A 13,164-nucleotide genomic window follows, 5' to 3' on the forward strand; every position below is an offset into this window, starting at 1 on the left:
TTTTTTTTTTTTTTTTTTTTTTTTTTTTTTTTTTTTTTTTTTTTTTTTTTTTTTTTTTTTTTTTTTTTTTTTTTTTTTTTTTTTTTTTTGCGGGAGCAGGTGCGGCTCCCGGCGCGCCGAGCGCATGAAATCCAGCGGGCCACGGACGGCGTTGTGCCGTCCGTGGCCCGTTCCGTCCTCCGCCTCCTCGTCCTCGGCGACTCGATCGCCTTCGGCACCGGCGCGCTCCGCGCCGAGCACGCCCTCGGGCCGCGGCTGGCCGCCGCACTGACCGGGGACGGGCACGACGTCGACCTGCACGTGCTCGCGGTGCCGGGCGCGGTCTCGGCGGACCTCCCGCGGCAGGTCCGCGCGGCCGCGCCGCTGGCAGCCGATCTCGCGCTGGTGGTGGTCGGGGCGAACGACCTCGTCCGCCTCGTCCCACCCGAGCAGGCAGCGGCCTCCCTGGACGCGGCGCTCCGTACGCTGCGGGCCGGCGGTACCGACGTCGTCCTGGTGCCGGCACCGGACATGTCCAGCGTGCCGTTCGTGCCGCCGGCGTTCCGCCCGCTCGTCCAGGGGGCGTGCGCCCAGCTGCAGCAGCGGCAGACCGCCGTGGCACGGGGGAACGGCGCGACCGTCGCGGCCGTCGCCGACGTCAACCGGGCGTTCGGTGCCGATCCGGCGCTGTTCGCCGCCGACCGCTTCCACCCGTCGTCCGCGGGATACGCCCGCATCGCCGCCGCGCTGACCCCCGCCGTCCTCGCCGCAGCCCGCACGCGCCGGGAGACCGCGGCCTGAGCTCAGGCGGGGAGCGGCTCCGGACGGCGCAGCGCCGCCGGCTCGGCGAAGCGGGTGAGGACCGGACCGGCCACGGCGAGGATCAGCACGTAGGCCGTGGCGATCGGGCCGACCTCGGCCAGCCCGGCGGTGACCGCGAGCCCGGCGATCACGATGGAGAACTCGCCGCGCGCGACCAGGGCCGTGCCCGCACGCAGCCGCCCGGGCGCCGCGATCCCGTCCCGCTTCGCCGCGAACCAGCCGGTGCCGATCTTGGTCGCCGTCGAGACGGCCGCCAGCGCCAGGGCCGCGGGCAGGAGGGGCAGGATCGCGCCCGGGTCGGTGGCGAACCCGAACGCGACGAAGAACAGCGCGGCGAACAGGTCCCGCAGCGGGCCGAGGATGGCCCGGGCTCGCTCGGCGAAGGACGCCGGGAGCGCCAGCCCGACCAGGAACGCGCCGACCGCCGCCGAGGCCCCCATCGCCTGCGCCGCACCGGCGACCAGCAGGGTCAGCCCGACCAGGCGCAGCATCACCTGCTCGTCGTCGTCGTGGCTGAGCAACCGGCCTAGCCGGTGCCCGTGCCGCTGCGCCGCCAGCAGGACGACCGCCACCGCGCCGACCGCCAGCGCGATGCCGGCGACGGCCGCCGTCGGCCCCTCCCCGGCGAGGGCCACCACGAGCAGCGGCAGGAAAAGGGCCATCGCCAGGTCCTCCAGCACGAGGACGGCGAGCACGGCGGGGGTCTCGCGGTTGGCCAGCCGGCCCAGGTCACCGAGCAGCCGGGCGATGATGCCCGACGACGAGATGTAGGTGACGCCGGCCAGCGCCAGCGCGCCCTGCCACGGCAGCCCGAGCAGCAGCCCGGCGACGAAGCCCGGTGGCGCGTTCAGCAGCAGGTCGACCAGGCCGGAGGGTGCGTGCCGCCGGAAGGAGCTGAACAGCTCGGTGGCGGAGAACTCCAGACCCAGGGTGAGCAGCAGGAGCACCACCCCGATCTCCGCGGCGGCGGTCAGGAAGGGCTCGGCGGTGTCCAGCGGGACCAGGCCGCCGTTGCCCACGGCCAGCGCCGCGATGAGGATGAACGGGATGGGGGAGAGCCCCAGCCGGCGGGCCAGGATCCCCAGCAGGGACAGCCCGAGGAAGAGCAGGCCGAGCTCGACCAGCAGCGTGGCGACGTGGTCCACCCCGGGATCAGCCCTCGCCGGCGAGGCGGCGCTCGAGCTGCATCAGCCCGGCGTCCGAGCCGATCGCCACCAGCACGTCACCTCCGGCGAGCACGTGCTCGGGGCCGGGGGAGGGGATCACGTCGGCGCCGCGGACGACGGCCACGATCGAGCAGCCGGTGAGGGTCCGCGCGCGGGTGTCGCCCAGCGGCCGGCCGTCGTACGGCGAGCCGGGTGCGACGGTGAGCCGCCCGGACTCCAGCCCTGGCACCTCCTTGGAGAGATCCGCGAAGCGCTGGGTCAGCCGCGGCGCGCCGAGCACCTCGGCGACCGCGTCGGCCTCGTCGGGGCTGAGCCGGAACATGCCCTGGGCGCGGTCGGGGTCACGCCGGTCGTAGACGGCGATCTCGGCCCCGCCCTCCCGCTGGACGACGATGCCCAGCAGCTGTCCCGAGCTGCACTGCAGCTCGTAGCGCACGCCGACACCGGGCAGCAGGGTCTCCTCGAGGTCCACGCCGCGATCGTCGCAGACGCCGCGCCGGCCGGTCGCCCGGCCGGGCCGGTCAGCCCGGGCGCCCCGCGAGCAACTGCGCCAGGTGCAGGCCGCGGCGCCCGGCCAGCTGGTCCAGCTGGGTGCGGCAGGAGAACCCGTCGGCGAGCACGACGGCGTCCTCGGGGAGGTCCTCGACCGCGGGCAGGAGCTGCTGCCCGGCGATCGCCACCGACACGTCGTGGTGTCCCTTCTCGACGCCCCAGTTGCCCGCCAGCCCGCAGCAGCCGCCGAGCCGGGTCACCTCCGCGCCCGCCCGCCGCAGCAGCTCGGCGTCGGCCGACCAGCCGAGCACCGAGGCGTGGTGGCAGTGCGGCTGCGCGACCACCTGCCGGCCCGCCAGGGACGGCGGCTCCCAGCCGGGCGTGGCCGCGAGCTGCTCGGCCAGGGTGCGCGTGCCGGCGGCGACGGCCTCGGCGTCCGGACCGCCCACCACCTCCAGCGCCTCGCCGCGCAGCACCGCGGTGCACGAGGGCTCGACGCCGACGACCGGGATGCCGGCGGCCACGACCGGCGCCAGCTCGGCGACGGTGTGCCCGAGGATCCGGCGGGCCGCGTCCAGCTGCCCGGTGGTGATCCAGGTCAGCCCGCAGCAGGTGTCGGAACCGGGCACCTGCACCCGGTAGCCGGCCGCCTCCAGGACCTCCGCGGCGGCCAGGGCGGCGTCGGGGTCGAAGTGGTCGGTGAAGGAGTCGACCCAGAGGGCCACCGGCGGGCCGTCCCCAGCGGCCGCCGGCCGGTCCTGCCACTGCTGCCGGAAGGTCCGGACGGCGAAGGCGGGGACGTCGCGGCGCTGGTCCATGCCGGCACTCCACTTGGCCAGCCGGCCACCCAGCCGCGAGCCCAGGAACCCGTTGACCAGCCGCGGGGCCCGGGCCGCGAGGTCGGCCCACCGCGGCAGCCGGCCCAGCGTGTAGTGCGGGAGAGGACGCAGCCGGCGCCGGTAGGACTGGTGCAGCACCTCTGACTTGTAGGCGGCCATGTCGACCCCGGTCGGGCAGTCCGAGGAGCAGCCCTTGCAGGACAGGCACAGGTCCAGCGCGTCGTGCACCTCCGGCGAGCGCCAGCCGGTCACCGGCCCGCCGGGGGCGAGCATCTCCTGCAGCACGCGCGCCCGCCCGCGGGTGGTGTCCTTCTCGTTGCGCGTGGCCGGCCACGAGGGGCACATGACCCCGCCGCTGGACTGCAGGTCCGCGCGGCACTTCCCGACGCCCGTGCAGCGGTGCACGGCGGCGGAGAAGTCGCCGCCGTCGTGCCGGTAGGCCAGGGCGAGGCCGTCGGTCCGGCGCGGGGCGGCCGCGATCCGCACGTCGTCCTCGACCGGCACCGGGCGCACCAGCACCCCGGGGTTGAGCAGGTCGTCGGGGTCGAAGACGCCCTTGACCCGCTCGAACAGGGAGAGGGCAGCGGAGGAGTACATGAGCGGCAGCAGCGCGCTGCGCGCCCGGCCGTCGCCGTGCTCGCCGGAGAGCGATCCGCCGTAGCCGGCGACCAGCCGGGCGGCGTCCTCCACGAACGCCCGGTACCGCGCCCGCCCCCGGTCCGGCCCGCCGTCGGCACCGAACGGGAAGTCGATGCGCACGTGCAGGCAGCCGTCGCCGAAGTGCCCGTAGGGGACGCCCTGCAGCCCGTGGCCGTCCAGCAACGCCTCGAATCCGCGCAGGTAGTCGCCGAGCTGCTCCACCGGAACGGCGGCGTCCTCCCACCCGGCGTGCGCCGGCCGTCCGTCCGACGTGCGGTTGGCCAGGCCGGCGCCGTCCTCGCGGATGCGCCAGATCGCCGCCGCGTGCGCGAGGTCGGTGACCACCAGCGAGTCGACCGCGCCCGCGTCGGCGAGCACGCCGCGCGCCTTGTCCTCGACCTCGGCGACGCTGTCGCCGGTCAGCTCGACGATCAGCCAGCCGGCGCCGCGGGGCAGGTCGGGGACCACGGCGGCCGGCACGTCACGCAGCCGCTGCACGATCCGCTCGTCGAGGCCCTCGACCGCCGTGGGCTCGTGGGGGAGCAGGCCGGGGGTGGCGTCGGCGGCGTCGGCCATCGAGGGGTAGCCGAGCACGACCAGCCCGCGGACCGGGGCATCGGTGACCAGCCGCACCGTCGCGCCCAGGACCACGGCGAGGGTCCCCTCGCTGCCCACGAGCGCACGGGCGACGTCGAAGCCGCGCTCGGGCAGCAGGTGTTCCAGCGAGTAGCCCGACACCTGGCGGCCGAAGCGGCCGAACTCGGTGCGGATCGTCGCCAGCTCGCCGGCGACCAGGCCGTGCAGGTCGGCGAGGACGCCGGTGCGCGGCGTGGTGCCGGGGCCGACCGTCAGGCGCTCACCGGTGCCGGTGACCACGTCGAGGGCCACGACGTTGTCCGAGGTGCGGCCGTAGCCCAGCGCCCGGGACCCGCAGGCGTTGTTGCCGATCATGCCGCCGACCGTGCAGCGGTTGTGGGTGCTCGGATCGGGGCCGAAACGCAGGCCGTGCGGGCGGGCCGCCGTCTGCAGGGCGGCCTGGACGACGCCCGGCTGCACCGTCGCGGTCCGCGCCCCGGGGTCGAGCGAGAGCACGCGGTTCATGTGCCGGCTGGTGTCGAGCACGACGCCCGTCCCGACGGCGTTGCCGGCGATCGAGGTGCCCGCCCCGCGGGCGGTCAGGGGCACGCCCAGCTCGCGGCAGACGGCGAGCGTGGCGAGGACCTCGTCGGTGTCGCGGGGGCGGACGACGGCGCGCGGGAGCACCCGGTAGATCGAGGCGTCGGAGGAGTACAGCGCTCGGGCCAGCCCGGAGTCGTCGACGTCGGTCAGTCCGGCCGCCCGCAGTGCTGCGGCGAGGTCGACCGCGGTGGTACGGCTCATGGCCGTCATGCAACCAGGGGGCGACGTGCCTCGCGCACCCGGCCACCGACTGGTTAGCGTCCCGGAGGTGGCGATCTCCACGCACCCGACGTCCGATGCCGTCCCCGCCCCCGGCCCGCTGGGCCCCGACGAGCTCGCCGCCCTCGACGCGTGGTGGCGGGCCGCCAACTACCTCTCGGTGGGCCAGATCTACCTGATGGGGAACCCGCTGCTGCGCGAGCCGCTGCGACCGGAGCACGTGAAGCCGCGGCTGCTGGGCCACTGGGGGACCACCCCCGGCCTGAACTTCGTCTACGCGCACCTGAACCGGGCGATCCGGGACCGGGACCAGTCGATGATGTACGTCATCGGCCCCGGGCACGGCGGCCCCGGCCTGGTCGCCTCCGCCTGGCTGGAGGGCACCTACAGCGAGGTCTACCCCGACGTCTCGCAGGACGAGGCCGGGATGGGGCGGCTGTTCACCCAGTTCTCCTTCCCGGGCGGCATCCCCAGCCACGTGGCGCCCGAGACCCCGGGGTCCATCCACGAGGGCGGCGAGCTGGGATACGCGCTGTCGCACGCCTACGGGGCGGCCTTCGACAACCCCGACCTGGTGGTGGCCGCCGTCGTCGGCGACGGCGAGGCCGAGACCGGGCCCCTGGCCACGAGCTGGCACTCCACCAAGTTCCTCGACCCCGCCCGGGACGGCGCCGTCCTGCCGATCCTGCACCTCAACGGCTACAAGATCGCCAACCCGACCGTGCTGGCGCGGATCGGCGACGACGAGCTCGCGGAACTGCTGCGCGGGTACGGCCACGAGCCCCACCTGGTGAGCGGCAGCGACCCGGCCGACATGCACCAGCGGTTCGCCGCCGCGCTGGACACCTGCCTGGACGCCATCCGGGAGATCCAGCGGCGGGCCCGCGAGGACGGCGTCCGGGACCGCCCCCGCTGGCCGATGATCGTGCTGCGCTCGCCCAAAGGCTGGACCGGGCCGGCGGAGGTCGACGGCGTGCCCGTCGAGGGCTCCTGGCGCTCCCACCAGGTGCCGTTCGCCGACGCGCGCGGGGACGAGGGGCACCGCCGCGTGCTCGAGGAGTGGCTGCGCAGCTACCGGCCCGAGGAGCTGTTCGACGCCGACGGTGCGCCGGTGCCCGCGGTCCGCGACCTGCACCCGGCCGGGGACCGGCGGATGAGCGCCACCCCGCACGCCAACGGCGGGCTGCTGATGCAGCCGCTGCGGCTGCCCGACTTCCGCGACTCCGGCGTCCCGGTGACCGAGCCGGGCACGGGGGCGGTGGAGGCCACCCGGGTGCTGGGCACGTTCCTGCGCGAGGTCATGCGGCAGAACATGGCGACCTTCCGGGTCTTCTCACCCGACGAGAACAACTCCAACCGGCTCGGGGCGGTGCTCGAGGTCACCGAGCGGGCCTGGATGGCGCAGCGGTACCCCGAGGACGACTCGCTGGCCCCGGACGGCCGCGTCATGGAGATGCTGTCCGAGCACACCTGCCAGGGCTGGCTGGAGGGCTACCTGCTCACCGGCCGGCACGGCTTCTTCTCCTGCTACGAGGCGTTCGTCCACATCGTCGACTCGATGGTCAACCAGCACGCCAAGTGGCTCAAGACGACCAACGGCATCCCGTGGCGGCGGCCGATCGCCTCGCTGAACTACCTGCTGACCTCGCACGTGTGGCGCCAGGACCACAACGGCTTCTCCCACCAGGACCCCGGCTTCATCGACCACGTGGTGAACAAGCGCGCCGAGGTCGTGCGGGTGTACCTCCCGCCGGACGCCAACACGCTCCTGTCCGTGGCCGACCACTGCCTGCGCAGCCGCCAGTACGTCAACGTGATCGTGGCCGGGAAGCAGCCGGCGCTGCAGTACCTGGACATGGACGCCGCCGTCGAGCACTGCACCAAGGGGCTCGGCATCTGGGAGTGGGCCAGCAGCGACGCCGGCGCCGAGCCCGACGTGGTCATGGCCTGCGCCGGCGACGTCCCGACCATGGAGACCCTGGCGGCCGTCGAGATCCTCCGCGGGTTCTTCCCGGACCTGCGGATCCGCGTGGTCAACGTGGTGGACCTGATGCGCCTGCAGGACGACCGGGAGCACCCGCACGGGCTCTCCGACCGGGAGTTCGACTCCTACTTCACGACGGACAAGCCGGTGATCTTCGCCTACCACGGCTATCCGTGGCTGATCCACCGGCTGACCTACCGGCGCACCAACCACGCGAACCTGCACGTGCGCGGATACGTGGAGGAGGGGACGACGACGACCCCGTTCGACATGTGCGTGCTCAACCGGCTGGACCGCTTCGACCTGGCGATCGACGTGATCGACCGGGTGCCGCGGCTGCGCACGGTCGGTGCGCACGCCCGCGACCGGCTCCGCGACGCCCTCATCGCGCACCGGCGGTACGTCCGCACCCACGGCGAGGACCTCCCCGAGGTGCGCGACTGGCAGTGGGGCGCCGGCGGCGGCCCGGTCACCACGGCCGGGCACCCGCTGCGGGAGCCGGAGGGATGAGGCTCCTGGTCGTCAACGCCGGCTCCAGCAGCCTGAAGCTCTCGGTCCTGGACCCGGACGGGTCCGTCGGCGCGGCCACCACGGTGCAGGCGTGGGAGGGCGAGGGGCACCTGGGCCCGCTCGCGGAGTTCCTCGACGGCTGCGGGCCGGTCGACGCCGTCGGGCATCGGGTCGTGCACGGGGGGCCGCGGCACACCGGGCCGGTGCTGGTCGACGAGCTGGTGGTGGCCTACCTGTGGTCGGTCAGCCACCTGGCGCCGTTGCACAACCCGCGTGCGCTGGCCGGCATCGCCGCCGCCGGCGGGCTGCTGCCCGCGGTACCGGCGGTCGCCTGCTTCGACACCACGTTCCACGCCACGCTGCCGCCCGAGGCCTCGACCTACGCCGTCCCCCGGGAGTGGAACGCCCGATGGGGGCTGCGCCGGTACGGGTTCCACGGGCTCTCGCACGCCTGGGCGGCACGGCGGGGCGCGGAGCTGGTGGGCCGGTCGCCGGCTGAGCTCCGGATCGTCACGTGCCACCTGGGGGCCGGCGCCTCGCTGGCCGCCGTCCGGAACGGCCGCTCGGTCGACACCACGATGGGCTTCACCCCGCTGGCCGGCCTGGTCATGAACACCCGACCGGGCACGCTCGACCCCGGCCTGCTGCTCTGGCTGCTGGAGCACGGGCACATCCCGGTCGCCGAGCTGGGCGACGTGCTCGAGCACTCCGCCGGCCTGAAGGGGCTGTCGGGGACCTCGGGCGACCTCCGTGAGGTGCTGGCCGGGCGGGACGACGGCGACGCGGACTGCGGTCTGGCCGCCGCCGTGTACCTGCACCGGCTCACGCGGGAGATCGCGGCCATGACCGCGGCCACCGGGGGACTGGACCTGCTCGTGATGACGGGGGGCGTGGGGGAGCACTCGCCGTGGCTGCGCGAGGAGGCGGGGCGCGCCCTGGGCTTCCTCGGCGTGGCGGTGGACGCCGACCGCAACGCGTCGGTCACCGGCGACGTCGACATCAGCGCCGACGGCGCCGCGGCCCGCACGGTGGTCGTCACCTCGCGCGAGGACCTGGAGATCCGGCGGCAGGTCCGCGAGCTGCTGACCGCCTGACCGGCCCTTGTGCGACGGGGGCGTACCGGGGGAGCCTCGGGCATCCCATCGACGAGCGGCAGGAGTGGTCGTGGCGGACAGCGGACAGGGCAGGGCGGAGCGGACCGTCGTCGGGGTGGACGGCTCACCCGGGGCGCGCGAGGCGCTGGCGTGGGCGCTGGGGGACGCCGCCCGGCGGAGGGCGTCGCTCGAGGTCGTCAGCAGCTTCCCCACCCAGCTGAGCCTGTCCGACCCCTTCATGCTCGACGAGGAGTTCCTGGAGTCGGTCCGGGACGACACGCTGGAGCGGGCGCGCGCCCAGGTGCAGGAGGTGCGCGCCGAGACCGGGCGGACGGGTGTCCCGGTCGACGTCCTCGCCGTGGCCGGCCCGCCGGCGCCGATGCTGCTCGCCGCCTCGGAGGACGCCGGCCGCCTGGTCGTGGGCAGCCGGGGGCGCGGCGCCGTGCGCAGCCTCGTGCTCGGCTCGGTCGCGCTCAGCTGCGTCACCCACGCCCGCGTGCCGGTCGTCGTCGTCCACACGGGCGCCGAGGAGGGGCCCGACGACGGCCCGCCGCGCGTCGTCGTCGGCCTGGACGGCTCCGAGGCATCGGGGATCGCCCTGGAGCGGGCGGGCCGCGAGGCGGAGCTGCTCGGCGCCGAGCTGGTGGCCGTGGCGGCCTACTCGGCGACGGGGTACTGGAGCGACGCCTACGCCGTCGCCCTCCCGCCGCCGGAGCAGCTGGCCCGCGAGGTCCGGGCCGCGGCGGAGCGGCAGGTCGCCGACGCGCGGTTGCCGGAGGGGGTGCCCGTGCGCGTCGAGTGCCTGGAGGGGCCGGCCGGCGACGTGCTCGTCCAGGCCGCCCAGGGCGCCCGGCTGCTCGTCGTCGGCGGGCACGGGCAGGGCGCGGTGCGCGGACTGCTGATGGGGTCGGTGGCGCTGCACTGCGTGCTCGCCGGCCGGTGCCCGGTGATGGTCGTCCCCGAGGCGGGGGGAAGCGACCGGCACGCCGAGGCCGGCTGAGCCACCCGGACGCGCCGGAGGGCCGCCGTCACGGGGAACGGCGGCCCTCCGGGCGGGAGTGCTCAGTCCGACGTCGGCGGCTCGTCCTTGCCGGCCTCCTCGAGCTCGTCGGCCTCCTCCTTGGTCTTGTGCACCGCGCCGTCGGCGTGCTCCGGCGGGCCGTAGACGGTGTAGAGGATGAGGGGGTTCTCGCCGGTGTTGACGAAGTTGTGCTTCGTGCCGGCGGGGACGACGACGAGGTCGCCCTGGGCGACGTTCTTCTCCGAGCCGGAGATGATCGCCTTCCCGGTGCCGCTGACGAAGGTGAGGATCTGGTCGATGTCCTCGTGCGTCTCCTCGCCGATCTCGCCACCCTTGGGGATGGTCATGATCACGAGCTGGGTGTTCTTGCCGGTCCACAGGACCCGGCGGAAGTCGGGGCTCTTCTCGGCCTCGGTCGCGATCGTGTAGTGGATGACGGACGCCATGGAGGGCGCTCCTCTCGTCTCGGCTCGTCTGCTGGCGGCCCACCGGGAGCGACCCGACGGGCGACTGTGCAGGTCCTGCCCGCGGAGCCGGGGGAGTAGTCCTCCGTTCGCCCGGTTTGCTGATCTTGCCGAGAGGGCGGAACAGCCGGTGGCGTCGTCCCGGGCGGCGGACGTCGGCCGGCGGTGGACCCCTCAGCCGGCGGCGGACCGCGAGCGGCCGAAGAGGGGCAGGCCGTGGGAGTGCCACAGCCGGAGCAGCCCGGTGCCGACCAGCAGCACGCTGGCCGCGACGGCGATACCCACCACCGTCAGCACGGTCAGCCCGTCCCGGGCGGCCAGCACCTCGACGGCGACGGCCTCCAGGGCGACCGCGCACCAGACCGCGACCGCCGCGACGCGGTCGGCCGCGGCGATGCCGGAGTAGAGCAGGAGCTGGGCCAGCGCGAACAGCGTGCCGAGGATCGCGAAGACCCAGGTGGCGCCCCCGAGGGCATTCCCGTACTCCGCGCCGCCCACCAGCGGGAGGGCACGCGCGCCCAGGACCGCCGTGGCGGCGGTGACGGTGGCCCCCACCAGCGCGACGAGTGCAGCGGCGACCGGCAGCAGCCGCCGCCGGCCGCCCGCGTGGGCCAGCCGGGGGAGCAGGACGACGCTGATGCCCTGCGGGAGCCAGAAGGCGACCTTGGCGAAGATGGAGGCGACGGCGTACTCGCCGGCGAGCTCCGCCGGCAGGTGGTGGCGGGCCAGCAGCAGGTCCAGGTTCACCATGAGCACCAGGCCGAGCAGCGCTCCGGAGGCCTTCGTCGCCGACCGCACGTGGGGGCGCAGGCCGCGGGCGAAGCCCGGCCGGCCCGAGAAGGTCCAGCCGACGACGGCGGTACCCGCGCACCCCACCGCCATGCCGATGAGCGCGGCCTCGGGCGTGCCGCCGATGACCAGGCCCGTGATGCCGCCGCCGGACTTCAGCAGGCCGAACGTGGTGTTGACCAGGGCCAGCCGACGGTAGCGGCGGGTGCCCTGGAGCAGCCCGTCGTAGCCGCCCACGAGCGTGTGCGGGACGAGGACGGCGATCAGCCACAGCACCGTCGTGGGGCCGGACAGGTGCAGCAGCGACACCAGCGGGCCGACGGCGAGCAGTCCGAGCACGCCGACGGCCGCGGCGCCCACCCACGTGGCGGTGTGCAGCCGGGCGAGGACGGCGGGCCGGTCCGGGGGGTTCGCGCCCAGGGTGAGGGCGGCGGAGGTCTGCAGCCCGGTCGCCGGCACGACGCCGATGAACATGACGCCCAGGAGGGCGGCCAGCTCACCGAACGCCTCCGGAGCCAGCAGGCGGGCCGCCACCACGGTCATGACGTAGGCCAGCCCGTTGACGCCCAGCAGGGCGAGCGAGACCAGTGCTGCCGGCACGGCGGCCTCGCGCCGCCGGCGGGCGGCGCTGGGTACCGGCGGAACCTCGACGGCGGTCATCCCCGCACCCCGCACCGAGGGCCCGGGAGGACCGCTCGCCGCCGGGTGTCCGGGGAGCCGCCCAGGATCACGGCAGTCCTGAGGAGGCGGGTTCCCGGAACGGTGCGGTTCCGGGAACCGACGCCTCGAGGCGGGCGGCGCGCTCCCGGCTCGGGTCGCCGGTGCCGTGCTGGATGCCCTCCAGCCGGGCGACCAGCTCCGCGGCGCCCTCGCGGACGCCGGGACGGGCGGACTCGCGGACGGAGCGGGCCAGGACCCCGGCGAACTCGCGGACGCTGGCCGACCACTCGAAGGTGGCCGCGTGCCGCACCGCGGCCTCGCCCATGGCCCGGCGGGCGTCGGCGTCCTCGAGCAGGTGGGCGACGGCGTCGGTCATCTGGTCCAGGTCGTCGACGAGGACGCCGCTGACGCCGTCCACGACCGACTCCTGCAGGCCGCCGGAGGAGTGGTAGCCGACCGTGGGCACGCCGTGGCCACCGGCCTCGATGACCACCATGCCCCAGCCCTCCTTGATCGAGGGGCAGACGAACACCCAGGCCGCGGCCAGCTGCTCGTGCTTGCCGGTCTCGTCGAGGAAGCCGAGGAACTCCACGCGGTCGGCGACGCCGAGCCGCTCGGCCTGGGCCCGCAGGGTGTCCTCCCACCAGCCTTCACCGACGACGGCGAGGGTCAGGTCGGGCCAGCGGTCGCTCAGCCGGGCGAGGATCTCCAGCGAGTGCTCGACCTGCTTGTGGGGCACGAGCCGGCCCAGCGTGATCAGCCGGGGGGACGCCGAGCGCGGCGTCGGCACCTCCACGATCGGCTCGGTGCCGACGGGCACGAGCGTGATCCGCTCGGGGGCGATGCCCAGGCCGGCCATCTCCCGGCGGGTCGCGTCGGAGATCGTCACGTAGGGGACCCGGCGGTAGACCTTCGGGGCGACGACGGACTCCAGCCACCAGCCGATGCGACCGCCGATCCGGCCGAAGACGATGGGCCACTGCTCCTTGTGCACGTGGAAGACCACGGTGGTCACCGGGGAGCGGGTCACCAGGGTGCTGCAGAAGGGGATGCCGTTCTGGACGTCGACCACCAGGCGCGGCCTGTGCCGCCGGACGAAGGCCATCGCCCGCGGGTAGATGCTCAGTCGGCCGCCGCGCCGCACGATCCGGACACCGTTGACGGTCTCTTCCCGCGGTGCGCGGCCGTGCTCGGCGCAGAGCAGGGTCACACGGAGCCCGGCGGCAGCCAGACCCTCCGCGATCCGCTGCACGTACCGTTCCGATCCGCCGCCCTCCGGGTGGCTGACATCACGCCAGTTCACGAAG

General features: G+C 74.8%; 10 protein-coding genes. 4 read left to right on the top strand and 6 right to left on the bottom strand.

The window, feature by feature from the left end:
- The first annotated feature begins 162 nt into the window (after positions 1-162).
- Positions 163-780 (top strand): SGNH/GDSL hydrolase family protein, encoded by a 618-nt coding sequence (locus tag ACI793_RS17845; RefSeq protein ID WP_456607719.1) that lies wholly within the window; start codon positions 163-165, stop codon positions 778-780.
- 2 nt (positions 781-782) lie between these two features.
- On the opposite strand, the gene ACI793_RS17850 is transcribed toward ACI793_RS17845, so the two are convergent.
- From ACI793_RS17850 to ACI793_RS17860, 3 genes are read right to left on the bottom strand one after another with little or no spacing between them, the layout of a single operon-like run.
- Positions 783-1,946: a cation:proton antiporter gene (locus tag ACI793_RS17850; protein ID WP_456607720.1), complete on the bottom strand. Its 1,164-nt coding sequence runs from the start codon at positions 1,944-1,946 to the stop codon at positions 783-785.
- 7 nt (positions 1,947-1,953) lie between these two features.
- On the bottom strand, positions 1,954-2,439 hold the full coding sequence (locus ACI793_RS17855) for a cation:proton antiporter regulatory subunit (protein WP_456607721.1): 486 nt from the start codon (positions 2,437-2,439) through the stop codon (positions 1,954-1,956).
- A gap of 49 nt (positions 2,440-2,488) precedes the next feature.
- On the bottom strand, positions 2,489-5,317 hold the full coding sequence (locus tag ACI793_RS17860) for an FAD-binding and (Fe-S)-binding domain-containing protein (protein ID WP_456607722.1): 2,829 nt from the start codon (positions 5,315-5,317) through the stop codon (positions 2,489-2,491).
- A 67-nt stretch (positions 5,318-5,384) separates the two neighbouring features.
- On the opposite strand from ACI793_RS17860, the gene ACI793_RS17865 reads away from it, so the two are divergent.
- The 3 genes from ACI793_RS17865 (at position 5,385) to ACI793_RS17875 (ending at position 9,923) form a co-directional block, all read left to right on the top strand.
- Complete coding sequence (locus tag ACI793_RS17865) at positions 5,385-7,829, top strand: phosphoketolase family protein (protein ID WP_456607723.1); 2,445 nt, start codon at positions 5,385-5,387, stop codon at positions 7,827-7,829.
- The gene (locus ACI793_RS17870) at positions 7,826-8,923 is read left to right on the top strand and encodes an acetate/propionate family kinase (protein WP_456607724.1); all 1,098 of its coding nucleotides are present in this window, start codon (positions 7,826-7,828) and stop codon (positions 8,921-8,923) included. The genes ACI793_RS17865 and ACI793_RS17870 overlap by 4 nt, the downstream gene beginning before the upstream one ends.
- Positions 8,924-8,993: 70 nt before the next feature.
- On the top strand, positions 8,994-9,923 hold the full coding sequence (locus tag ACI793_RS17875; RefSeq protein WP_456607725.1) for a universal stress protein: 930 nt from the start codon (positions 8,994-8,996) through the stop codon (positions 9,921-9,923).
- A 62-nt stretch (positions 9,924-9,985) separates the two neighbouring features.
- Here ACI793_RS17875 and ACI793_RS17880 read toward each other — a convergent pair whose 3' ends face one another.
- The 3 genes from ACI793_RS17880 to ACI793_RS17890 all read right to left on the bottom strand — a co-directional run bounded on the left by ACI793_RS17880 (position 9,986) and on the right by ACI793_RS17890 (position 13,160).
- Positions 9,986-10,390 (bottom strand): cupin domain-containing protein, encoded by a 405-nt coding sequence (locus ACI793_RS17880; RefSeq protein WP_456607726.1) that lies wholly within the window; start codon positions 10,388-10,390, stop codon positions 9,986-9,988.
- Positions 10,391-10,582: 192 nt separating this feature from the next.
- On the bottom strand, positions 10,583-11,857 hold the full coding sequence (locus tag ACI793_RS17885; protein WP_456607727.1) for a lipopolysaccharide biosynthesis protein: 1,275 nt from the start codon (positions 11,855-11,857) through the stop codon (positions 10,583-10,585).
- 67 nt (positions 11,858-11,924) lie between these two features.
- On the bottom strand, positions 11,925-13,160 hold the full coding sequence (locus tag ACI793_RS17890; protein WP_456607728.1) for a glycosyltransferase family 4 protein: 1,236 nt from the start codon (positions 13,158-13,160) through the stop codon (positions 11,925-11,927).
- Positions 13,161-13,164 lie beyond the last annotated feature (4 nt).

The sequence above is a fragment of the Blastococcus sp. SYSU DS0617 genome (assembly GCF_054051075.1).

Bases quoted from the DNA above. Each gene is read 5' to 3' on its own strand.
- ACI793_RS17860 (WP_456607722.1), bottom strand. From the start codon at position 5,317: ATGAGCCGTACCACCGCGGTCGACCTCGCCGCAGCACTGCGGGCGGCC.
- ACI793_RS17870 (WP_456607724.1), top strand. From the start codon at position 7,826: ATGAGGCTCCTGGTCGTCAACGCCGGCTCCAGCAGCCTGAAGCTCTCG.
- ACI793_RS17880 (WP_456607726.1), bottom strand. From the start codon at position 10,390: ATGGCGTCCGTCATCCACTACACGATCGCGACCGAGGCCGAGAAGAGC.
- ACI793_RS17885 (WP_456607727.1), bottom strand. From the start codon at position 11,857: ATGACCGCCGTCGAGGTTCCGCCGGTACCCAGCGCCGCCCGCCGGCGG.